This is a genomic window from Pseudomonas sp. N-1-13, assembly GCF_057787095.1.
Map to the genome: position 1 here is coordinate 1,144,486 of NZ_JBYNRI010000001.1, position 21,656 is coordinate 1,166,141.

The following is a 21,656-nucleotide window of genomic DNA, read 5'->3' on the forward strand; positions in this document are numbered from 1 at the left end:
GATGGCCAGGCCACTGGATGTGCTCCGCGAGTCCCTGGAGCACGCGCAACGGATCAATGCGATGCAGCAGGTGCAGTGATGGCAGAGACACAAAAGGTAGAGAAAAAAGCAGTGCTGCTGACCGGCATCGATGAGCTGTCGCCCAAGCTTGCCAGTCTTCGAGCGAAGGTCGCCAGCTTCAAGCAGAACCTCGATGCCACGGGCCTTGGCAGCCTGGATATTTCCGCTCTGCTCCCCGAGGGCGGCCTGGCCAAACCGTTCATGGAGGGGCTCACGTCAGCAGAGGCTTTCAAAGGTGAAGTGGGCGCGGCGAACGCGGCGGCCAGCAGCTTGAAGGCACCTGAGGCGCCGCGTGTGGCGGCACAAAGCCTGGATGGATTGAAGACTTCCATCAGCAATGTGTCGGTACAGTTCGGTTCGGCCCTGGGGCCGGCGGTCAACGCGGCGGCAGCCAGCTTGCAGCCGATGGTCACGGGTGTGGCCCAGGTGCTGCAGGATAACCCGCAATTGGTGCAGGGCCTGGCGACTGGCGTCGTGGCGTTCAATGCGATTCAAACGGCGGTCAGTGGTGCGAGCCAGGCGCTGGAAGTGGTCAACCTGGCCTTGAAGATGAACCCCATCGGCTTGATTGCCATGGGCATCGCCTTGGCGGCCGGAATGATCATCGCCCATTGGACACCAATCTCGGCGTTCTTCGCCGGGCTTTGGCAGAAGCTAGCGCCGATCGTCATGCCGATGGTCGAGTTCTTCAAGACGATGTTCGCCTTCACCCCGATGGGGCTGGTGATCAGCAACTGGGGCCCGATCAGCAGCTTCTTTGGCGCGCTCTGGAATGTCATCGTGGCGGCCGCAACGCCGGTCATCGGTTTCATGCAGACGCTGTTCGCCTGGTCACCGTTGGGTTTGATCGTCAGCAACTGGGCTCCCCTGAGCGGGTTGTTCGCAGCGATCTGGGATCTGCTCAAGGCGTTGACTGTGCCGGTAATGGACGCGCTGAAAGGTCTGTTCGACTGGACGCCGCTGGGGCTGATCATGGCCAACTGGGGCACGATCGGGGAAGTCTTCGCCGGGATCTGGGAAGGCATTCGCAATCAGGTGTCGATCATGCTGGCGGTGTTCAGCGGTTTGTTCGACTGGTCGCCCATTGAGGGCCTGACCCGACAGTGGGGGCCGGTGGGTGAATGGTTCAGCCAGTGGTGGGACGAACTGCAGGGCGTGATTGCACCGATCAAGGCGTTCTTCAACGGCGGCTTCGGCGAAATCATCACCTCGTTCACCGGCAAGGTCGAAGGGTTGACCGAGGCGCAGCGCCAGACCAATGCCGAAGGCAAGGGCGAGCTGGCGCCGGCGTTTTTTGGTGGGGCCAGTGAGCCGCCAGCGGGCCTGTCTTCCAGTCTTGCGCCGGCGTCCGGCAACCTGCCGATGAAAACCTCATTGACGCCAGGCGCATTGCCGCAAACCTCCAGCGCCCTGGTGCAACAAAGCGCCGCCAACAATCGCACGCAGCTCGAAGGCGGCCTGACCGTGCGCTTCGAAAACGCGCCGGCCGGTTTGCGCGCCGATCCACCACAGACCAATCAACCGGCCCTGGCGGTGAGTTCGCGCATCGGCTATCGCTCACTTTCCACAGGAGGTTCCAATGAGCTGGCGTGATCGTTTGTTGCCGGCGTCGTTTCGTGGTGTCGGGTTCTGGGTCGATCAGGCGAAAACCCCGGTCGGCCACAAGGGTCAGTTGCATGAATATCCCCAGCGTGACCAGCCGTTCTTCGAAGGTCTCGGTCAGCAAGCGAAGATTCATGAGCTGACCGCGTTCATCGTCGGCCCCGATTGCCTGGAGCAACGCGACAAGTTGCTCAAGGCCCTGGAGCAGGGCAGCGGCGAACTGGTGCATCCGTGGTTGGGGCGCTTGCAGGTCAAGGTCGGTGAATGCGACATGACCCACACCCGTCAGGACGGTGGCCTGGTGACCTTTGCCCTGAAGTTCTATCCCGACCAACCGCTGCAATTCCCGTCGGCCGCGATCAACAGCCAGAAACTGTTGCTGGTGTCGGCTGACAGTTTCCTGGGGGCGGCGGTGCGGCGCTTCGAAGACGCGATGACGCTGATCAAGGCCGCGCGGATCGGCATCGCTGACCTGCGCAACAGCCTCAAGGATGTCTACGGCGTCATCGAGCAGGAACTCAAACCGTTGATCGAGACTTATCGGCAACTCAGCGATCTGGTCAAGGCGGTGAAGGAGCTGCCCAAGGAAGTGGCGGCCGAGTTCAAAGGGTTGCTGGGGGACATCCGGGAATTGAAGGACTTTGCCCGTGACGGCTATCGCGGCGTGATTGCCAGCGTGTCGCAACAGGTCGAGGCGATTCGCAAGGCGGACGCCCCCAAACTCACCACTGGCAAGGACACCACGGCGGCGGCCCAGGCCGTGGCCGATCTGGTGCAGGACACGCTGTTGGTGCAGGCCGCGCAATGGATTGCGGCGATGCCGGTGGCCGCACCGGCGGTCAAGTTGGGCGCCACCCCATCGGTGGCGCAGCAGGCGGTGCAGCCGGTCCAGCGTCGTGACGTGCCGGTGGCCGACGATGTGCTGGCCCTGCGCGATGCCCTCAACGAGGCCATCTGGCAAGCCTCGCTCAAGGCCGATCCGGATCACTACCAGGCAATGAACAATTTGCGTCAGCAGATGGCCGCGCACCTGACGGCGGTAGCGTCGTCGGGCGTAAGGCTGATCAACCTGTCGTTCAAGCAAAGCCTGCCGGCGTTGGTGGTGGCGTATCAGCAATTTGCCGATGCTACCCGGGTCACCGAAGTGACCCAGCGCAATGGCGTGGCTCACCCTGGTTTCCTGCCGCCCAACGACCTGAAAGTCTCGGGGGAATAAACCATGAACGAGCTCGACAACGCTGTCTCGCTCACCGTCGGCGGGCTGGATTACGGCGGCTGGAAAAGCGTGGAAATCAGTGCGGACCTGGAGCGGCAGTTCCGCACCTTCAAACTCGACATCACCTGGCAATGGCCGGGGCAGACTCAGTCGGTGCCGATTCGACCTGGGGATGAATGTCAGGTGCGCATCGGTGCCGACCTGGTGCTCAGCGGCTACGTGTTCAAAGCCCCGGTCAGTTATGACGGGCGCCAGATCAGCCTGAGCATCGAGGGTGGTTCCAGGACCCAGGACTTGGTGGACTGCGCGGCGATCAATCGCCCGAGCCAATGGCGCGGGCAAACGGTGCTGAGCATCGTCCAGGCCCTGGCCTCGCAATATGGCGTGGGAGTGATCAGTGAGATCCCTGAAACCGCTCGGTTGAGCGAACACAGCATCGTGCCGGGGGAAACGGTCTTTCAATCCATCGACCGTCTGCTGACGTTGTTCCGGGTGTTTTCCACTGACGATGCCGAAGGCCGCGTGTTGCTGGCCAAACCCGGGAGTGGCGGGCGAGCCAGTGATGTGCTGGAACTGGGGAAAAACATTCTCTCGGGCAATGCACCGATGGACTACAGCCAGGTGTTCTCCGAATACCGGGTCATCGGCCAGCACAAAGGCAATGACCAGCAGAGCGGGGCGGCGGTGAGCGAAGTCTGCGGCACCGCGACCGACCTGGGCTTCAAGCGCAAGCGGGTCACGGTGATCAGCGAAAGCGCGCAATTGACCTTCGAGCTGGCCCAGCAACGGGCCGATTGGGAAAGCGCCATCCGCACTGGCAAGGCCCTGACCACGACCTACCGCGTGCAGGGCTGGCGTCAGGCCAATGGTGATTTGTGGCGACATAACACTCTGGTGCGAGTGATCGACCCGGTGCTGGGGTTTGACGGCGACATGCTGATCTCCAAAGTGACGTATTCACTGTCCGCCCAAGGCTCCGTCACCACCCTGCAAGTCGCCCCGCCCCATACGTTCGACGCGAACCCGGTGCCGCCCAAAACCTGAGCCCAACGCAAAACTCCTTGTGAGAGCGGGCTTGCTCGCGAAAGCGGTGGGTCAGCTTGCCTCAATGTTGAATGAGCCCAGGCCATCGCGAGCAGGCTCGCTCCCACAAGGGATCTCCAGTGGATACAAGTTGTGTGTTCGGCACAGATCCCCCTGTGGGAGCGAGCCTGCTCGCGATGGCGTCGGTACAGCCAACCGAAGTTATGGCCAATAAACACCGCTTTCAAACTTCCGATTCCGAAGGAAACCTCAATGAGCCTACTGACCCGACTCCTGGCGCGCGGCACTGTCGTGCTCGCCAATTCGGCCACCAAGTTGCAATCGCTGCAAATGCGCCTCACCGCCGGTGAAGTGAACGACGACATGGAGCACTTCGAACCCTACGGCTTCACCAGCAACCCGTTGGCGGGTGCCGAGGGCATCGCCACGTTCCTGGGCGGTGACCGTTCCCATGCCGTGGTGCTGGTGGTCGCCGACCGTCGTTTCCGCCTCAAGGCCCTGGCCCCTGGCGAAGTGGCGATCTACACCGATGAAGGCGACAAGATCCACTTCAAGCGCGGTCGGGTCATCGACATCGACACCGCGACCTTGAACATCCGCGCCAGCAGCGCGGTGAATATCGACAGCCCGGTCATCAACCACACCGGCAAGCTCGTTTCCCAGGGCGACCAGATCGCCGGCGGCATCAGCCAGATCAAGCATGTGCACGTCGGCGTGCAGGCCGGTAACGGCCAGACCGGCGTGCCGGCGGGAGGCCAATGATGTTCATCAGCCAGAACCTGCACGCCGCGCTGACCCGCTCGGTGCTGATCAGCCTGTTCACCTGGCGCCGCGCCGCTGACGACGATGCCGTGGATGACGAGCAACGTTTCGGCTGGTGGGGCGACACTTTTCCCACCGTCGCCGACGACCGCATCGGTTCGCGGCTGTGGCTGTTGCGCCGGGTCAAGCTGACCCGGCAGACCCAGCTCGACGCCGAATTCTATGCCCGCGAAGCCTTGCAATGGCTGATCGACGACGGCCATTGCAGCGCCATCGACATCATCAGCGAACGCCTCGACGCCCAGCGCCTGAATCTGCGCACGGTTTTGACCCTGGCCGACGGCGAGCGCCTGGACATCAACCCCGATAACAGTTGGCAGGTGACCTATGCCTTTTGAAACCCCTTCGCTGCCGGTGCTGATCAAGCGCGCCCAAAGCGACCTGGCCAGCGATTCGCTGCGCCAGTCCGATGCCCAAGTGTTGGCCCGCACCCTGGGTGGCGCCGCCTATGGCCTGTATGGCTACCTGGATTGGATCGCTGAGCAGATCCTCCCGGACAAGGCCGACGAATCCACCCTGGAGCGCATCGCCGCCCTGCGCCTGAACCAGGCGCGCAAAGCGGCCCAGGTGGCCAGCGGCAGTGTCAGTTTCACCGCCACCACTGGTGCGGTGCTGGATGTCGACACGCTGCTGCAATCCAGCGATGGGCGCACCTACAAAGTGACCAGCGCCCGCACCACCAGCAATGGCCTGAACAGCACCACTGTCGCCGCGTTGGACGCCGGTAGCCTGGGGAATGCCGATGCCGGCCTGGTGTTGACGCCGGTGCAGCCGATCCTTGGGATCGGCAACAGCTTCACCGTGCTCGCGCCCGGGCTGACCGGCGGTCTCGCCCGGGAAAGCCTCGAATCCCTGCGAGCCAGGGTGATCCGCTCCTACCGCATCATTCCCCACGGCGGTTCCGCGCAGGACTATGAAACCTGGGCCCTGGAATGCCCTGGCATCACCCGCGCCTGGTGTCGTGGCAGTTACCTGGGGCCCGGCACCGTTGGCGTGTTCGTCATGCGTGACGACGATCCACTGCCGATTCCCAACGCCGAACAACTGGAAGAAGTCCGGGCCTATATCGAGCCGCTGCGCCCGGTCACCGCCGAGGTGCATGTGCTGGCGCCAACCCAGGTGCCGGTGACCTACCGGCTGCGCATTACCCCGGACACCAGCGCCGTGCGCGCCGCCATCGAAGCGCAACTGCGCGACCTGCATAACCGCGAAGCTGGCCTCGGCGAAACCCTGTTGCTGACCCACATCGCCGAAGCCATCAGCAGCGCCACCGGCGAAACCGACCACAAACTCACCGCACCCATCGCTGACGTGGTCGCTGCCAGCAATCAGTTGCTGACCTTCGGAGGCTGCGTATGGCTGGAATAAGAACCGCCGAGCAGTACCAGGCCCAACTGCGCAGCCTGCTGCCCAGCGGCCCGGCGTGGGACCCGGAGCGTGTGCCGGAACTGGAAGAGGTGCTCGAAGGCATCGCCCAGGAATTGGCGCGTCTCGACGCCCGCGCCGCCGACCTGCTCCACGAAATGGACCCGGCGGGGGTGAGTGAGCTGGTGCCGGATTGGGAGCGGGTGATGAACCTGCCCGACCCGTGCCTCGGCGCTACACCGCTGTATGACGATCGCCGGTTGGCGGTGCGTCGGCGGTTGTTGGCGGTGGGCAGTCAGGCCATCGCTTATTACGTGGAAATCGCCAAGAGCCAGGGCTATCCCAACGCCACCATCACCGAGCTCAAGGCCCCTCGTATGGGCCGCGCCCGCTTCGGCGAAGCGCACTTCGGCACTTGGCAGGCGCAATTCATGTGGACCCTCAACACCGGAGGCCGCCTGCTGCTCGGCCGACGTTTTGGCGCCAGCTATTGGGGGGAGCGTTTCGGCGTCAATCCGGGATCGGCGCTCGAGTGCCTGATTCATCGTAGTGCGCCGGCGCATACGCGGGTGCATATCAATTATGACTAAGGAGTAGAGAGATGGACTATCCAAAAAGCGTTCCCAGCGTCGGGCTGGTGAACGGTCGGTTTGTGGATGAAAATCCCGTTGAAGGCACGCCGGGATCTTTGATTCCCGCCGTGTGGGGTAACAGCGTTACACAGGAGATTTTGGGCGTGATCTCCGCCGCTGGCATCACACCGTCTGAAGCGGACACCGGCCAGTTGATCAAGGCGTTGCAGGCTATTCTCGGGCGTAGCAGCCCGATGCGTTCGGTGGTGACGCGGTTAACGGCTTCTAAAGCGCTGACAGCCGACGAGCTGGGGCTGGTGCTGATTGATGCTAGTGCTGGTGTTTCTACTGTTAGTTTGCCTTCGGCGAATGCAGGGTTGGGTGTGCGGGACGTCATCGTTCGACGTCTTGATAACAGCGGTAATCGCCTTGTGGTTCAGACTGCCGGTACCGATCGAATAAGATTTCATACTCATCTTTCGGTCGCTGGCTATCCATTTCTGGTGTTGATGGGCGGCGGTGACTGGTGGCATTTGCGCAGTGACGGTGCTGGGAGCTGGTGGCCCGTAGGGAGGTTTGATAACACTCCCTTGGGTCGCCCCTTTTTTGAGACGACCATCCAACTGAGCCCGGGAGGCTACGGTGCGCTAAATGGCACGATCATGAAGCGTGCTGAATGGCCTTGGCTCTGGGATCACGCCCAGCAGTCCGGAATGCTTGGCATCGAAGCCACTAGGGAAGGCAATGAAGGCAGATGGACCACTGGTGATGGAGCGCTAACCTTTCGCGGCCCTGAAGGGCGAGGGGAGTTCTTAAGAGTTTTGGACGAAGGGCGTTCGGTAGACGTTGGGCGGACAATGGGTACCTTTCAACCTGGCACTGTTCATTCCCATGCATTAGGAGCCCAAGGCGCGGGTGCGGTTGGATCAAGATGGTCCGATAGCCTTACCGGATTCGGTGCTAATACCCGTGAGGAAATTAAAATCATAGGAGATTTAGTAAACGGTGGCCCCATTTTTCCCACCGGGACCACTTACCAGATGGATCCGGCCAATACATTGCTCTATTCCTTTAAATCTCGTCCGCGCAACATAGCCTATCCAGCGCGTATAAAACTTATTTGAGGTGCTTTGTGTTTTATTATCTATTTGACAGAGCGGGTGTCTTGTCAGGCCCCGTAGAGTTTTCCGTGACGCCAGGTATTGGTGTTCAACTTCCCAGTAATGCCATTGAGCTTTCCTTTGAACTACCCTCATCTGAGAACGGGCGTACGTGGGCGCTGGTGAATAACGTTCCTAGAGAGGTAGTTGACTGTCGCGGGGTGGTGTATCGCAAGGACGATGGAGGGCAACAGATTTGGAGTGAGCTTGGAGAGTTGCCGGAAGCTTTTACAGCTGAACCATGGCCTGGCGATTACTATATCTGGACTAATAATGCCTGGCAGTTCGATGGCGAATCTCAGTTGAACGATACCAAGGTTCAAGTTCTGGCCAAGCGCGATACATTTCTTCGTGAGGCGGTTTTGCGTATAGCACCGCTTCAATACGCCGAAGACATCGGCGATGCCAACGACCAGGAACAACTGGCCCTGATGGAGTGGAAGCTCTACTGCGTCGAGTTGAACCGTATCCAGCACCAAACCGGTTTTCCAACCGACATCAACTGGCCGGTCGTGCCTGAGTCTGCGGCTTAAAGCGGCACGGACCAAACCGCTTAAACCTTCTCAATTTTTTTCGGGCTCTGTTGGGCGAATCAACAGGCGCAGTTTTCTATTGCCTGTTTTTTGGCTGTTTGAATATCAAGGGAGGACAACGTGGACTATCCAAGAAGTGTGCCCAGTGCGGGTTTAGTGAATGGCAGGTTTGTGGATGAGGATCCCTTGACGGGGACGCCGGGGTCTTTGATCCCCGCCAGTTGGGGCAATGGCGTCACGCAGGAGATGCTCAATGTCATTCAAGCCGCCGGGCTGACACCCTCGGAACAACTGAGCAATCAACTTTTGACGGCGTTGCGTGGCAACGGGTTATTTACCACCGCCGCGCAGTTTGACAGTGACGGGTCAGTAGCCACCACGGAGTTCGTGAGACGTAGCGGGCTGCAGTATTCCGGCTTTGCTGCGTACGCAACCAATACCGCGTTGACACTGGCGCACATCGGCGGAGCCGTCAGTTTTGCCAGTGCTACGCCGATCAGCGTCACGCTGCCTGGCACTACCGGGATCATGCATGGGGCGACGCTGACACTTATTAACGTTGGTGTCGGCGTGGTCACCATATCGACGGCCTCGGCTGCCGATACGATAGGTTCGTCAAGTGCCGCCTTGGGGCCAATCGATCTGGGGCGGGGTGAAACGGCGGAGTTCGTCAAACTCGACAACCAATGGCGGCTGATCGGCGGCACCATTGTGCTGAAGTACACCTCGTTGTTTTCAGGTCATCTCGGTAATCCGGGTTATCAAAAATACGCCAGTGGGATTATCGACCAATGGGGAGCCGGCACGACCGATGCTAACGGCGATGTGTTCGTCACTTTTCCTATTTCATTTCCAACCGCTTTTGCTTCTGTTGTAGCCAACCATGTCGGCGGTGATGGTGCGGTGGTTATTCTCGTTGGAGGAAGCGGTACTAAACAGGGCTGTCGTTTCCGGGTTCGCAATATGGATGGACAGGCGATGGCCGGGTGGGGTGTATATTATTTTGCGAAGGGGTATTGAGTGAACGAATTCACTGTGTTGTTCAGTCCAAGTACCTGCGGCGCTTATGTCCCGGGTATCAATACTTCGGATATCCCAGAAGATGTCATCGAAGTCCCCAGGGCCTATTGGCTGTCGTTGCTTCAGCAGCTGGCTATGTCGCCCAAGAAAATTGCAGTCAATCCTGACAATGGTTATCCCGTCCTCGTAGATCCACCTCCTCTGACGTCAGGCCAAGCTGCTGAAAACGAGTATGCGTGGCGCAATGCCCAGCTATCGGCAACGGACCGTCTCGTCGCGCGGGATCGCGATGAAATGGACGACGGTAGCGGCACCACACTGGACCAGACGCAATACACACAACTGCAGACGTACCGACGGGCCCTCAGGGAATGGCCACAGCATGAGCTTTTCCCTACTGCTGAATATCGTCCGGTCGCGCCACCCTGGCTGGCCGAGCAACTTCAATAACGCCTTCGATGAACTGATCTATGGAAGTTACCCAACAGCAACTCATCAACATCATGCCCAACGCCCGCGCCCAAGCGGGCGTTTTTGTTTCCGCGCTAAACACCGCGATGTCGCGCCATCGTGTCGACACACCCAAACGCATGGCCGCGTTTCTGGCCCAGATTGGCCATGAATCAGGGCAATTGCGCTACGTGCGCGAACTTGGCAGTGAGCAATATCTCAGCAGGTACGACACGGGATCGTTGGCCGTTCGCTTGGGCAATACGCCCCAGGCCGACGGTGACGGTCAGCAATATCGTGGTCGCGGCCTGATTCAGATTACCGGGCGTGACAATTATCGGCGTTGCAGCCTGGGTTTGTTCGGCGATGAACGACTGTTGGCATTGCCGCAACTGCTGGAGCAACCGCAATGGGCGGCTGAGTCTGCCGCCTGGTTCTGGAATCAGAACGGTTTGAACGAACTGGCCGACCGTGATCAGTTCAACACCATCACCCGCCGTATCAACGGCGGTTTGAATGGCTTGCAGGATCGTCTGCAACTCTGGGCGCGGGCGAGGGCGGTGTTATGTCAGCCTTCGACCTGATGCCATTTTCTTCCCGCACCCTTGGCGTCGCTGTGTTGCTGGCGTTGGTGGCCGGCGGCCCGGCGGTGTTGGCCTGGCAAGTCCAGGCGTGGCGTTATGACCGGAAACTGGCGCAAGCGGCCCAGGTCCAGGCGCAGACGCTGAATCAAATCACCCAGGCAGCAGCGATTCAACAGAAGGCCGAGCAAGACAAGCGCCTAGCCCTGGAACAACAACTCTCCGCCAGCGAACAATCCCATTACCGAGCCTTGAGCGATGCCCAACGTGATCAGGATCGCTTGCGCGATCGTCTTGCTACTGCCGATGTCCGGCTGTCAGTCCTCCTCGACGCCGACGATGTTGCCGCCGGTTGTGCAGTGCCTGCCACCGCCAGCGCCGGCGGCGTGGATCATGGCCCCCCACGCGCCCGACTTGACCCGGCGCATGCTCAACGAATTATCGCCATCACCGACGAAGGGGATCGCGGATTGATCGCTCTGCAGGCCTGTCAGGCGTACGTCAGGGCATTGGGGCGCTGATCCGGCGAGCCTTGCAAGCCTGGAATGCTCGTGTACGGTAGGGCCCTTGCATCGAATCAGGAGAGCATCATGGACGACATTACCGAATTGGCCGCTGAGCTGGGCCGACGCCTGCAGCGGGTCAATGCCCATGTGAGCACGGCCGAATCCTGTACTGGAGGCGGGATTGCCGAGGCGATTACCCGCATTCCCGGGAGTTCGGCGTGGTTCGAGGCGGGTTATGTCACCTATTCCAACCGCCAGAAGACTCAGCAGCTGGGTGTGCCGGCCGAGCTGTTCGCAACGGTGGGGGCGGTCAGTCGCGAGGTGGTCGAGGCAATGGTGCGGGGCGCGCAGCAAAAAAGCCTGGCGCGTTTTGCCGTGGCGGTCAGCGGCGTGGCCGGCCCCGATGGTGGTACGCCGAACAAACCAGTGGGCACTGTATGGCTGGCCTGGGGCGTTGGCGAGACGGTCATCAGTGAGCAGCGATTCTTCCCGGGTAACCGCGACGAGGTCCGCCGACAAACGGTGAAGGCCGCGCTAGAGGGGCTGTTGCAACATGCCGCTGTAGAAATCTCAAATCAGGGGTAGGCGATCTGTAATCGCTGTGGAATAATACTGGCTACTTATACAGGTGTTGGCCGTCAGGCCTTATTGATTACGTGAGGACTTTAATGGACGACAACAAGAAGAAAGCCTTGGCTGCGGCCTTGGGTCAGATCGAACGTCAATTCGGCAAGGGTGCCGTAATGCGTATGGGCGATCAGGACCGTCAGGCTATTCCTTCCATCTCCACCGGCTCCCTGGGCCTGGACATTGCGCTTGGCATCGGCGGCCTGCCAAAAGGCCGTATCGTTGAAATCTATGGTCCTGAATCTTCCGGTAAAACCACGCTGACCCTGTCCGTGATCGCCCAGGCTCAAAAAGCCGGTGCGACCTGCGCCTTCGTCGATGCCGAACACGCCCTGGACCCGGAATATGCCGGCAAGTTGGGCGTTAACGTCGATGACCTGCTGGTTTCCCAGCCGGACACCGGTGAACAGGCCCTGGAAATCACCGACATGCTGGTGCGTTCCAATGCCGTTGACGTGATCATCGTCGACTCCGTGGCTGCACTGGTACCAAAAGCGGAAATCGAAGGTGAAATGGGCGACATGCATGTGGGCCTCCAGGCTCGTCTGATGTCCCAGGCCCTGCGCAAGATCACCGGTAACATCAAGAACGCCAACTGCCTGGTGATCTTCATCAACCAGATCCGCATGAAGATCGGCGTGATGTTCGGCAGCCCGGAAACCACCACCGGTGGTAACGCGCTGAAGTTCTACGCTTCGGTTCGTCTGGATATCCGCCGCACTGGCGCCGTGAAAGAAGGCGACGAGGTTGTCGGCAGCGAAACCCGCGTCAAGGTTGTGAAGAACAAGGTCGCTTCGCCGTTCCGTCAGGCGGAGTTCCAGATTCTTTACGGCAAGGGTATCTACCTTAATGGCGAGATGATCGACCTGGGTGTGTTGCACGGTTTCGTCGAAAAATCCGGCGCCTGGTATGCCTACAACGGCACCAAGATCGGTCAGGGCAAGGCCAACTCGGCCAAGTTCCTGGCGGATAACCCGGAAATTGCAGCAACCCTCGAGAAGCAACTGCGTGACAAGCTTCTGAGCCCAGTTGCGGACGTCAAGTCGGTGGCTAACCGCGAGACTGCAGACGACCTGGCTGACGCTGACATCTGATCGATTCGATGACCGTCGTACTCGATAACCTCGTCGCGGTGCGGCGAACCGCGATGGACCTGCTCGCCAGGCGCGAGCACGGTCGAGTCGAGCTGACGCGTAAGCTGCGTCAGCGCGGCGCTCCAGATGAGTTGATCGACACGGCCCTCGACCGTTTGACGGAAGAGGGCTTGTTGTCGGAGTCTCGTTACCTTGAGAGCTTTGTCTCTTATCGCGCTCGCTCTGGATACGGCCCCTTGCGAATTCGTGAGGAACTCGGTCAGCGTGGCTTGCAGCGTCCGGATATCGAACTGGCCTTGCGCGAAAGCGGTATCGATTGGCAGGCGCAACTGACGGACACCTGGCGTCGAAAGTTCTCAGGGCATCTGCCCATCGATGCTAGGGAGCGAGCCAAGCAAGGACGTTTCCTGGCATATCGAGGATATTCCATGGAAATGATCAACCGTTTATTCAGCGGTCGCGGCATGGACGACTAAACAACAACGGCCCGCTATTTTGATAGCGGGCCGTTTTTTTATGGACTCAGGTCACCTTGATCGGCTCCCAGGTGAGGGGTTGGACCTTGGTGGTGGGCTGGGCCCAGTTTTCCGACAGGTTGATGTAATCCACCAGTTCCCTCAAACGACCGTGATCGCGGGCATTGAAGGTAAAGGCCAGTCGGGTCAGATGGCTGAAACGGGCCTCGTCGTGTTCCTCGCCGGCGTAGGCGTGTTGATGAAAACAATCGTTGAGGCACAGGTCGGCAAACTCCGCCTGCAAATGCCCAAGGGCCTGCTCGTTCAGCTTGTGATTCATACGGATCACGAATTGATGTTTGAGCCAGCGGCTGGAGTGGAAGTTGCTGTAAAACTGATTGATCTCCTCTACTGCCTCTTGAGCGCTGTACACCAGGCGCATCAACTTCATATCGGTGGGCAGGATGTAGCGGTTTTCTTCCAGTTGCTCACGGATGAAGTGCAGGGCGCCTTGCCAGAACTTGCCCCCCGGCACGTCCAGCAGCACCACCGGCACCAGCGGGCTTTTACCGGTTTGCACCAACGTCAGGACTTCCAACGCTTCATCGAGGGTGCCGAAACCGCCCGGGCAGAGCACCAGCGCGTCGGCCTCTTTGACGAAGAACAGCTTACGGGTGAAGAAGAAGTGGAACGGCAGCAGATTCTGCGTGCCGTCAACGGTCGGATTCGCATGCTGTTCGAAAGGCAAGGTGATGTTGAAACCCAGGCTGTGGTCCCGGCCAGCGCCTTCATGGGCGGCCGCCATGATGCCACCGCCGGCGCCAGTGATGACCATCATGTCCGAGCGTGCCAACTCCGCCCCCAGTTCCCGGGCCAGGCCGTACAGCGGATGTTCGATGGGCGTTCGGGCCGAACCGAAGACCGTGACCTTGCGTCGGCCCTTGAATTGTTCGAGCGTGCGAAAAGCGTGCTCCAGTTCTCGCAAGGCCTGCAGCGTGATCTTGGCATTCCAGCGGTTGTGATCTTCCTGGGCCATGCGCAGGACGGTCAGGATCATGTCTCGGTAGATGGGGAGGTTCGGGCTGTTGGGGGAGACCAGGTTGAGTTGCTCTTCGACCTTGCGGGTGAGGTCGTGTCCATGGTTCTCAAAATGACGACTCAGCAAGTCATTCGGTTTGTAAGGCATTCAGCTTCTCCTTCTTGGCAAAACCCCAGCCCGAACGAGAGATTCGTCAGGGCCACGACACTCCGTGTGTCGTTGTCAGCCCAGGACCGTGCCTGGACGTTCGACCTGGTTCGACGCGGCGTGCGACAGGCGACCAAGCCATCCTGCGGGTTCTGCGTTTCCCTTGTATGAAAGAACTGTCACGCGCAAAGGTGTCGGTAGGGCAGCCTCGTTCTGCCTGAAGCAAAGAGATACTTTTGAATCTAGTCCCTCGCGCGGATCTTCGCTGTCTTGATCATGGCGCTCAAAAAACATCGTTGGCAACCGCTCAAATGTCATGCCGCTCGTCAGATTGCCAACTAGGTGCGCGCCGCTCTGATTAACTGATTAGCAAGCATTCAATGCTATGGCGCGTCCAGGACTGGACGCTGCGCGATGGATTGAAGTGGATCGGGCATGGAGGCGGGACTGATGACCAGAGTAACTTTGGAGCTCGACAAGCAGTTGTACCTGACGCTGTTGGAAGCGGCTCATGCTAATCGGGTAAGCCTCGAGGAGGAGTGCTGTCGCCGGTTGGAAGGCCGAGCATGGCGCTCGCGCTACCTGCAGGCGCTGGTGGCGGAACTGCGCGCCGACGATGAGCAGCGGCGCGCCAGTTCGGGTTGATTATTTTTTGGTCTTGGCCGGTTTCGGGCAGTCGGATTCCTGGAAGCGCTCAGTCGCAATGGGGCGATTGGTCTTAACTTCGGTGAACTCGTAGCGCATGGTCGCGCCCTGGGCCATCAATTTGCGCAAGCCTGGGTTGGTACACACGGTGGCACCCAGCTGGAAATAGACGGCCTTGGGGTCGGCCCGCATTTTCTGGGCGTGGCTGCTTTGCACGCTCAGATGATTGATCAGCTCAGTGCCTTCTACGGTGTAGCCCTGGTCGAGAATGTCCTCGTTGATTGCCCGGGGCGTGCCGGCGCTGCTTTGCGCGGCTACATTGCGCAGCATCTTGTTCAGTTCGAGTTCTTTCAGCGAAGCGGCCTGTGCGGTGACGGACGTCGCCAGTAGCACGGCAACGGTGGGGACGATAAGGCGCAGCATGAAACTCTCCTGGTTCAGTGACTGGTGGTTCGACCGGTCACATGGCTGTGCGTTCAGTGGTGGCGAATTATAGGGTAGGCCGGGTGGACGGTACAGGTTTGCGCGCTCTGGTAGACTGCCGGCCTTTATCCTGCCGAGTCTTGTTCGTGTCGATTTTCCCTGCCTGTCGGCGTCGCCTGCGATGAACCATGCCCCTAACGCCGTAGCCCGTCTGCGCGACCTGCGCATCGATGAAGGTATCAAGCCGATTCAGGCCCGTGGCTGGCGCGCGCCCCGTTGCAGCGCCTGCCGGGTGATCGAGAGCCATTGCCTGTGCGCCTGGCGTCCGAGCGTCGAGGCTCGTTCGGGTGTCTGCCTGATCATGACCAACAAGGAAGTGTTCAAGCCGAGCAACACGGGTTGGCTGATTGCTGACGTAGTGCGCGACAATCACGCGTTCATCTGGTCACGCACCGACGTCGACGAACAACTGCTGGCGCTGCTCAACGACCCGCAATGGCAGCCATATCTGGTGTTTCCCGGTGAGTATGTCGAACCATCGCGGGTCACACATACCGTCAACCTCGATCAGGGCAAGCGTCCGTTGTTCATTCTGCTGGATGCGACCTGGACCGAGGCGCGCAAGATTTTCCGTAAAAGCCCGTATTTCGACCGTTTGCCGATTCTGAGCCTGTTGCCCGACAGGCTGTCGCGCTACCGCTTGCGCCGCTCGACTCGCAGCGAGCATCTGTGCACCGCCGAAGTGGCGGCGTTGTGTCTGGAACTGGCTGGGGACAGTGACGCTGCCTCGGCCCTGGATGCCTATTTCGATGTGTTCAGCCAGCATTACCTGGGTGCCAAACGACAGCAGGAGGTGGATGTGTCCACTGCGGCCCACGCTGAGTTGCAGCCCTTTATTCGTACGGCGCAGCCAGTGTTGGCTTAATAGTGGCCCATACTGAACACGGTAGCGGCCGTGCTGCTTGACCACCCCGGTTTCGCTGGGCATGCTTGGCGCCGATTAGGGTACGGCCAAGGTTTGAAACGCCGTGTTTTTACGTGTTGGCGTTGAACGTACCCCTTTGATGCCGCGGCATGTCGGTGTCTTGAGTTGCTTGGGCGAGGCGTGAGTGCATCGGGCCTGCCATTAAAAACAGGATCATTTGAAAAATGGCCACATACGAAATCCTGATAGCCGATGACCATCCGCTCTTTCGCAGCGCGTTACATCAGGCGGTGACCATGGGGCTGGGCCCCGATGTCCGACTCACGGAAGTGGCCAGTATTGCGGAACTGGAGGCCCGGCTGACTGAAAAGGCCGATTGGGATCTTGTGCTGCTGGATCTGAACATGCCGGGCGCCTATGGTTTTTCCGGGCTGGTCTTGCTGCGCGGCCAATACCCGCAAATTCCCGTGGTGATGGTTTCAGCCCAGGAAGAAGCTTCGGTGATGGTCAAGGCCCGGGAGTTCGGCGCCAGTGGTTTCATTCCTAAATCCAGTTCCCTTGAGATGATCCAGGTAGCCGTCAAGGCGGTCCTGGATGGCGATGTGTCCTGGCCTCCCCAGGCATTCGAAGCTGTGAGCGTGTCCGACGAAGCCAAGGCCGCCAGCGAAGGGCTGGCCAGCCTCACTCCGCAGCAGTTCCGCGTGTTGACCATGGTGTGTGAAGGCCTGCTGAACAAGCAGATTGCCTATGAGTTGAACGTGTCCGAAGCCACCATCAAGGCCCATGTCACTGCAATCTTTCGTAAACTGAATGTGCGCACCCGGACCCAGGCGGCCTTGCTGCTGCAGCAACTTGAGTCTATTTCACCGCAATCGTAGCGTTTTGTTCACGCTTTTTTGACCGGGTTTGAATTAGCTTCTCCACCCCTTTTGATCAGTTGCCCACTTATGTCGCCTTTTAAAGGCCAAACCGGCCTGAAACGCATCCTCAACGCCTCCGGCTATTCTCTGGACGGCCTGCGCGCGGCCTTCGTCGGTGAAGCCGCGTTTCGTCAGTTGGTCTTGCTCGACGTCATCCTGATTCCGTTGTCGTTCTTCCTGAATGTCAGCCGTGTCGAGCAGGCGCTACTGATTGCGGTCTGCCTGCTGGCATTGATCGTGGAGTTGCTCAACTCGGCGGTGGAGGCGGCCATCGACCGCATTTCCCTGGAGCTGCACCCGTTGTCGAAAAATGCCAAGGACATGGGCAGTGCCGCTCAGTTCGTTGCTTTGAGCATGATTGCCTTGGTGTGGGGCCTGATTTTGCTCTAGTGCCCCGGCGCTCAGGCAATGGGGGGCAGGACGATTTCGTCGCTGCGCTGCACGCCAGCGGTGAATGCCCGGCACAGCTCGAGGAATTCGCGCATGGCCGACGTCTGGTATTTTTGTTTGTGCCAGATGAAATAAAACTGCCGGGCCAGGTCCATGTCCGGGGTTTCCACGGCTACGAGACTGCCGCGCCGGAAGGCGTCACGCAGGGCCAGGCGTGAAATGCAGCCAATCCCCAGGCCTGATTCCACGGCTCGCTTGATGGCTTCGGTGTGTTCCAGTTCCAGACGTACGTTCAGCGCACTGCGATGGTGACGCATGGCCTGGTCGAAGGTCAGGCGGGTGCCGGAACCTTGCTCCCGCAGAATCCACGCCTCATGGGTCAGTTCCTCCATGGTCGCCTGGCCGCGTTTGGCCAGCGGATGTTGAGGGGCGCAAAACACCACCAGTTCATCCTCGACCCAGCTCTGGACCTCGATGTCCGGATGGCTGCAGTCGCCTTCGATTAGACCCAGATCAATTTCATAGTGAGCAACCTGGTGCACGATATTGGCAGTGTTTTGCACATGCAGCTTCACCTGGCTTTCCGGATGACGCTGCATGAAACTGCCGATCAGCAAGGTCGCCAGGTAATTGCCGATGGTCAGGGTGGCGCCGACCGCCAGTGAGCCGAAACCGGACTTGCCGTTGAGCAGGTCTTCGATCTCCTTGGATTGGTCCAGCAGCGCCACCGCCTGGGGCAGCAGTTGTTTGCCCAAGGCATTGAGACTCAGGCGTTTGCCGGCGCGGTCGAACAATTGGCAGCTGGACTGGCGCTCCAGTTCGGTGATGGAGGTGCTGGCCGCCGACTGCGAAAGATTGAGCAGGCCCGCGGCACGGGACACGCTCTCTTGCTGGGCGACGGCGACGAAGACTTGAAGTTGACGTAGAGTAAATCGCATATCGATATAACCGATAACCCTTATCTTAATAATTCATTTAACAGATATTGTCGCCGCCATTAGAATGCGATGCAATTGCGCAAATTAACGACGCAGGCATCATTCCCAGGAGTCCCCGTACATGAGCAACATGAACCACGAGCGTGTCCTCAGTGTTCATCACTGGAACGACACTCTGTTCAGCTTCAAGTGCACCCGTGATCCGGGCCTGCGCTTCGAGAACGGTCAGTTCGTGATGATCGGCCTGCAGCAGCCCAACGGCCGCCCGCTTATGCGCGCTTACTCGATCGCCAGTCCGAACTGGGAAGAGCATCTCGAATTTTTCAGCATCAAGGTGCCTGACGGCCCGTTGACTTCCCAGTTGCAGCATCTGAAGGAAGGCGACGAGATCATCATCAGCAAGAAGCCCACCGGCACCCTGGTGCTGGACGATCTCAAGCCTGGCAAGCATTTGTACCTGCTCAGCACTGGCACCGGGTTGGCGCCATTCATGAGCGTGATCCAGGATCCGGAAACCTACGAGCGTTTCGAAAAAGTGATCCTGTGCCACGGCGTACGTTACGTCAATGAAGTGGCCTACCGCGAGTTCATTACCGAACACCTGCCGCAGAACGAATTCTTTGGCGAAGCGCTGCGTGACAAACTGATCTACTACCCGACCGTTACTCGCGAACCGTTCGAGAACGAAGGCCGCCTGACCGACCTGATGCGCAGCGGCAAGCTGTTTCGCGACATCGGCCTGCCGCCGATCAACCCGCAGGACGACCGCGCCATGCTGTGCGGCAGCCCGAGCATGCTCGACGAGACCAGCGAAGTGCTCAACAGTTTCGGCCTGACTGTTTCGCCGCGCATGCGTGAGCCGGGTGATTACCTGATCGAGCGGGCGTTTGTAGAGAAGTAACCCTCGGTTTATGCGGTGGTTGATCGATCGCCATCGCGAGCAGGCTCGCTCCCACAATGGAATATGTGGGAACACAAATCTTGTGGCCACTGAAGTTCAAAGGTGGGAGCGAGCCTGCTCGCGATAGCCGCAACCCGGTCTGCAGTTACCCATGAAAAAGCCCGCGCTACCTGAAGAAGGCAGCGCGGGCTTTTTCGTTTCTGGCGGTTACGATTTCGCCGGAATCACTTCCAGCACCTTGATCACCCCGGGCTGCGGATAATGCCAACGCACATCCAGATCCCAGAACTGTGCACCATATTCCCGTTCGGGCGTAGGAATCTGGTACGCCGGACGTGGGTCTTGGGCCAGGCACTGTTCGATCAGCTCCACCAGGGGTTCTTCCAGGCGCTTGGCGTGGTCGCGGGCCTGATGCAGGGCAGAGCTGGCCCATCGCACCGCAATCAGCTCAGGCGCTGCGCTGGCGATGTTGTTGTGCGCCGAGCCGATGATGTCTGCGTAGGGCACGTAGGGTTTGATATCCAGCACTGGGGTGCCGTCCAGCAAGTCGATGCCCGAGATCCACAGGCGCCCGGCTTCGACCCGCTCCAGTTTCACCACCGACTGGCCGATGCCGTTGGGGCGATGGGTGGCACGAGTGGCGAACACCCCCATGGACTTATTGCCGCCCAGACGCGGCGGGCGCACTTTCAGCCGTGGCTTGTCTTCCAGGGCCTGGTGGAACAGGAACAGCAGCCAGACATGGCTGACCTGCTCCAGGCCCTGCACCGCATCGCCCTGATCGAATGGCGCCACCAACTCCAGCACACCGCGCGCGGCCGGGGCCAGTTGCGGTTGACGGGGAATGGCGAACTTCTCCTTGAAGCAGGAGCGGACGTAGCCGATGGGGGAGACGTTGTAGGTCATGGTTCGGCGGGAAATCAGCCGCGAACGCGCAGCGTCAGACCCTTGAGGAAGTTGCGCAGTAACTGGTCACCGCACGGGCGGTAGTTGGTGTGACCGAACTTGCGGAACAATGCGCTCAGTTCCGGTTTGGATACCGGGAACTCCGCGGCCTTGAGGATGGCGTGCATATCGTCTTCCTTCAGTTCGAAGGCCACCCGCAGCTTCTTGAGGATGATGTTGTTGGTGACCGGCACTTCGATTGGCTGCGGTGGACGGCTTTCGTCCTTGCCGCGCTTGAAGATCACCAGGCCGTCGAGAAAATGCGCCATGACTTCGTCAGGGCAGAACACGAAGCCTTCTTCCTCGTCTTTCTTGAGGTAACCCACCAGATCCGCCATGGGCACTTCCAGGCCACCCAGCTTGATGATCTCGATGACTTTTTTGTCGCTGATGTCGAGCATGTAGCGCACGCTGCGAAGTACGTCGTTGTGAACCATGTGTGCAATCCTGATCAATCGGCAGTGGGCACCGCAGCTCGGTGCGGCGCCGGAAAAAGAAACTAGAACTTCTCTTTGGTGGACAGGTAACGCCACTGGCCCAGGGGCACCTTACCGATGGACACACCGCCAATGCGGATGCGTCGAATGGCCACCACCTTGAGGCCGACCGCCTGGCAAAACAGCGCGATCGCCCCCGGTTGCGGGTTCTTCATGGCAAAGCGCAAGCGGTTCTCGTTCTGCCAACTGGCCTTGACCGCCGGCAGCTCCTTGCCTTTGTAGGTCAGGCCATGGTTCAGGCGATTGAGGCCATGGGCGACCATTTCGCCTTCGACTTCCACCACGTACTCCTGCTCGATCTTGGCGGCGTCGGCGGTGAGCTTGCGCAGAATCTTCCAGTCCTGGGTGAACACCAGCAACCCACTGGCGTTGGCCTGCAGGTCGGCACTGGCGGTCAGGCGCAGAAAGTGGCCCTTGAGGGGGCGTTTGCCGAAGCGGTGTTCTTCGCTCAGGGTCTGTGGTCCAAGGGACGCCATCGCCGTGTCTGCATCCATGCCCGCCGGGGCGTTCAACAGGAGGGTGATCGGCTCTGGCGCGGTGGCCTTGGCCTCGGGGTCGAGTTCGACTTTCTGGGTAGTGACCTTGAACTGCGGTTCGTCGATCACTTCGCCGTCCACGGTGACCCAGCCGCCCTCGATGAACAGCTCAGCCTCCCGACGGGAACAGCCGACGAGTTCGATGAGGCGTTTGGAGAGACGAATCGGGTCAGTCATGACAGGGCCGTAACAAAAAGAGGGTGGGCATTGTACCTGCCTGGCGCCGGTTAATCGCGGGTCCAT

Annotated in this window: 27 protein-coding genes; 21 read left to right on the top strand and 6 right to left on the bottom strand. The window is 59.8% G+C overall.

The genetic code is table 11. The features are described 5' to 3' along the window. Nucleotides 1-78 precede the first annotated feature (78 nt). The 16 genes from AC3I65_RS05245 to recX all read left to right on the top strand — a co-directional run bounded on the left by AC3I65_RS05245 (nucleotide 79) and on the right by recX (nucleotide 13,128). Complete coding sequence (locus AC3I65_RS05245) at nucleotides 79-1,653, top strand: phage tail protein (RefSeq protein WP_488523521.1); 1,575 nt, start codon at nucleotides 79-81, stop codon at nucleotides 1,651-1,653. Continuing rightward, nucleotides 1,640-2,878, top strand: a complete 1,239-nt coding sequence (locus AC3I65_RS05250; RefSeq protein ID WP_076386137.1) for a DNA circularization protein — start codon at nucleotides 1,640-1,642, stop codon at nucleotides 2,876-2,878. The genes AC3I65_RS05245 and AC3I65_RS05250 overlap by 14 nt, the downstream gene beginning before the upstream one ends. A 3-nt stretch (nucleotides 2,879-2,881) precedes the next feature. Beyond that, entirely contained in the window at nucleotides 2,882-3,922 is a 1,041-nt protein-coding gene (locus tag AC3I65_RS05255; protein WP_417693658.1) for a phage baseplate assembly protein, read from the top strand. A 252-nt stretch (nucleotides 3,923-4,174) separates the two neighbouring features. Further along, nucleotides 4,175-4,684, top strand: coding sequence for a phage baseplate assembly protein V (locus AC3I65_RS05260; protein WP_076386133.1), 510 nt, complete (start codon nucleotides 4,175-4,177; stop codon nucleotides 4,682-4,684). Next, nucleotides 4,684-5,082: a phage GP46 family protein gene (locus tag AC3I65_RS05265; protein WP_488523522.1), complete on the top strand. Its 399-nt coding sequence runs from the start codon at nucleotides 4,684-4,686 to the stop codon at nucleotides 5,080-5,082. Before AC3I65_RS05260 ends, AC3I65_RS05265 begins: the two co-directional genes overlap by 1 nt. Beyond that, nucleotides 5,072-6,112, top strand: a complete 1,041-nt coding sequence (locus AC3I65_RS05270; RefSeq protein ID WP_419417656.1) for a baseplate J/gp47 family protein — start codon at nucleotides 5,072-5,074, stop codon at nucleotides 6,110-6,112. Before AC3I65_RS05265 ends, AC3I65_RS05270 begins: the two co-directional genes overlap by 11 nt. Then, nucleotides 6,100-6,699 carry a YmfQ family protein gene (locus tag AC3I65_RS05275; RefSeq protein WP_305467579.1) on the top strand — a complete coding sequence of 200 codons (600 nt, stop codon included), beginning with the start codon at nucleotides 6,100-6,102 and terminating at the stop codon, nucleotides 6,697-6,699. The genes AC3I65_RS05270 and AC3I65_RS05275 overlap by 13 nt, the downstream gene beginning before the upstream one ends. Nucleotides 6,700-6,710: 11 nt before the next feature. Continuing rightward, nucleotides 6,711-7,805 carry a phage tail protein gene (locus AC3I65_RS05280; RefSeq protein WP_305467581.1) on the top strand — a complete coding sequence of 365 codons (1,095 nt, stop codon included), beginning with the start codon at nucleotides 6,711-6,713 and terminating at the stop codon, nucleotides 7,803-7,805. Between the two features lie 8 nt (nucleotides 7,806-7,813). Further along, nucleotides 7,814-8,374, top strand: coding sequence for a tail fiber assembly protein (locus AC3I65_RS05285; protein WP_047230017.1), 561 nt, complete (start codon nucleotides 7,814-7,816; stop codon nucleotides 8,372-8,374). Nucleotides 8,375-8,494: 120 nt separating this feature from the next. Then, the gene (locus AC3I65_RS05290) at nucleotides 8,495-9,394 is read left to right on the top strand and encodes a gp53-like domain-containing protein (protein WP_047230018.1); all 900 of its coding nucleotides are present in this window, start codon (nucleotides 8,495-8,497) and stop codon (nucleotides 9,392-9,394) included. After that, nucleotides 9,395-9,844 carry a tail fiber assembly protein gene (locus AC3I65_RS05295; RefSeq protein WP_047230019.1) on the top strand — a complete coding sequence of 150 codons (450 nt, stop codon included), beginning with the start codon at nucleotides 9,395-9,397 and terminating at the stop codon, nucleotides 9,842-9,844. 20 nt (nucleotides 9,845-9,864) lie between these two features. Next, a complete protein-coding gene (locus AC3I65_RS05300) occupies nucleotides 9,865-10,428 on the top strand; it encodes a glycoside hydrolase family 19 protein (RefSeq protein ID WP_488523523.1) in 564 nt (187 codons plus the stop codon). Further along, the gene (locus AC3I65_RS05305; RefSeq protein ID WP_047230021.1) at nucleotides 10,410-10,946 is read left to right on the top strand and encodes a lysis system i-spanin subunit Rz; all 537 of its coding nucleotides are present in this window, start codon (nucleotides 10,410-10,412) and stop codon (nucleotides 10,944-10,946) included. Before AC3I65_RS05300 ends, AC3I65_RS05305 begins: the two co-directional genes overlap by 19 nt. A gap of 69 nt (nucleotides 10,947-11,015) precedes the next feature. Then, a complete protein-coding gene (locus AC3I65_RS05310) occupies nucleotides 11,016-11,516 on the top strand; it encodes a CinA family protein (RefSeq protein ID WP_047230022.1) in 501 nt (166 codons plus the stop codon). An 83-nt stretch (nucleotides 11,517-11,599) separates the two neighbouring features. Beyond that, nucleotides 11,600-12,652: a recombinase RecA gene (gene recA, locus AC3I65_RS05315; protein ID WP_047230023.1), complete on the top strand. Its 1,053-nt coding sequence runs from the start codon at nucleotides 11,600-11,602 to the stop codon at nucleotides 12,650-12,652. 8 nt (nucleotides 12,653-12,660) lie between these two features. Further along, a complete protein-coding gene (gene recX / locus AC3I65_RS05320) occupies nucleotides 12,661-13,128 on the top strand; it encodes a recombination regulator RecX (protein WP_047230024.1) in 468 nt (155 codons plus the stop codon). Nucleotides 13,129-13,174: 46 nt separating this feature from the next. On the opposite strand, the gene AC3I65_RS05325 is transcribed toward recX, so the two are convergent. Beyond that, nucleotides 13,175-14,293 (bottom strand): LOG family protein, encoded by a 1,119-nt coding sequence (locus tag AC3I65_RS05325; protein WP_274090923.1) that lies wholly within the window; start codon nucleotides 14,291-14,293, stop codon nucleotides 13,175-13,177. A gap of 450 nt (nucleotides 14,294-14,743) precedes the next feature. On the opposite strand from AC3I65_RS05325, the gene AC3I65_RS05330 reads away from it, so the two are divergent. Further along, nucleotides 14,744-14,938: a hypothetical protein gene (locus AC3I65_RS05330; protein WP_076386115.1), complete on the top strand. Its 195-nt coding sequence runs from the start codon at nucleotides 14,744-14,746 to the stop codon at nucleotides 14,936-14,938. On the opposite strand, the gene AC3I65_RS05335 is transcribed toward AC3I65_RS05330, so the two are convergent. Beyond that, nucleotides 14,939-15,361 carry a PA3611 family quorum-sensing-regulated virulence factor gene (locus AC3I65_RS05335; RefSeq protein ID WP_047230027.1) on the bottom strand — a complete coding sequence of 141 codons (423 nt, stop codon included), beginning with the start codon at nucleotides 15,359-15,361 and terminating at the stop codon, nucleotides 14,939-14,941. It lies immediately after the preceding gene. Nucleotides 15,362-15,542: 181 nt separating this feature from the next. On the opposite strand from AC3I65_RS05335, the gene AC3I65_RS05340 reads away from it, so the two are divergent. The 3 genes from AC3I65_RS05340 to AC3I65_RS05350 all read left to right on the top strand — a co-directional run bounded on the left by AC3I65_RS05340 (nucleotide 15,543) and on the right by AC3I65_RS05350 (nucleotide 17,596). Beyond that, nucleotides 15,543-16,286 carry a tRNA-uridine aminocarboxypropyltransferase gene (locus tag AC3I65_RS05340; protein WP_305467587.1) on the top strand — a complete coding sequence of 248 codons (744 nt, stop codon included), beginning with the start codon at nucleotides 15,543-15,545 and terminating at the stop codon, nucleotides 16,284-16,286. 224 nt (nucleotides 16,287-16,510) lie between these two features. Next, nucleotides 16,511-17,164: a response regulator transcription factor ErdR gene (gene erdR / locus AC3I65_RS05345; protein ID WP_047230029.1), complete on the top strand. Its 654-nt coding sequence runs from the start codon at nucleotides 16,511-16,513 to the stop codon at nucleotides 17,162-17,164. A 69-nt stretch (nucleotides 17,165-17,233) separates the two neighbouring features. Continuing rightward, a complete protein-coding gene (locus AC3I65_RS05350; protein ID WP_047230030.1) occupies nucleotides 17,234-17,596 on the top strand; it encodes a diacylglycerol kinase in 363 nt (120 codons plus the stop codon). A gap of 11 nt (nucleotides 17,597-17,607) precedes the next feature. Here the strand turns inward: AC3I65_RS05350 and AC3I65_RS05355 are convergent, their stop codons facing one another. Continuing rightward, complete coding sequence (locus AC3I65_RS05355) at nucleotides 17,608-18,534, bottom strand: LysR family transcriptional regulator (protein ID WP_047230031.1); 927 nt, start codon at nucleotides 18,532-18,534, stop codon at nucleotides 17,608-17,610. Nucleotides 18,535-18,655: 121 nt separating this feature from the next. Here AC3I65_RS05355 and fpr point away from each other — a divergent pair, with 121 nt between their 5' ends. After that, nucleotides 18,656-19,435, top strand: a complete 780-nt coding sequence (fpr, locus tag AC3I65_RS05360; RefSeq protein WP_003184787.1) for a ferredoxin-NADP reductase — start codon at nucleotides 18,656-18,658, stop codon at nucleotides 19,433-19,435. A 207-nt stretch (nucleotides 19,436-19,642) separates the two neighbouring features. Here the strand turns inward: fpr and tsaA are convergent, their stop codons facing one another. The 3 genes from tsaA to AC3I65_RS05375 all read right to left on the bottom strand — a co-directional run bounded on the left by tsaA (nucleotide 19,643) and on the right by AC3I65_RS05375 (nucleotide 21,590). Further along, nucleotides 19,643-20,341 (bottom strand): tRNA (N6-threonylcarbamoyladenosine(37)-N6)-methyltransferase TrmO, encoded by a 699-nt coding sequence (gene tsaA / locus AC3I65_RS05365; RefSeq protein WP_047230032.1) that lies wholly within the window; start codon nucleotides 20,339-20,341, stop codon nucleotides 19,643-19,645. Between the two features lie 14 nt (nucleotides 20,342-20,355). Beyond that, nucleotides 20,356-20,817: a YehS family protein gene (locus AC3I65_RS05370; protein WP_047230033.1), complete on the bottom strand. Its 462-nt coding sequence runs from the start codon at nucleotides 20,815-20,817 to the stop codon at nucleotides 20,356-20,358. 62 nt (nucleotides 20,818-20,879) lie between these two features. Then, nucleotides 20,880-21,590, bottom strand: a complete 711-nt coding sequence (locus tag AC3I65_RS05375) for an rRNA pseudouridine synthase (RefSeq protein WP_488523524.1) — start codon at nucleotides 21,588-21,590, stop codon at nucleotides 20,880-20,882. Between the last annotated feature and the right edge of the window lie 66 nt (nucleotides 21,591-21,656).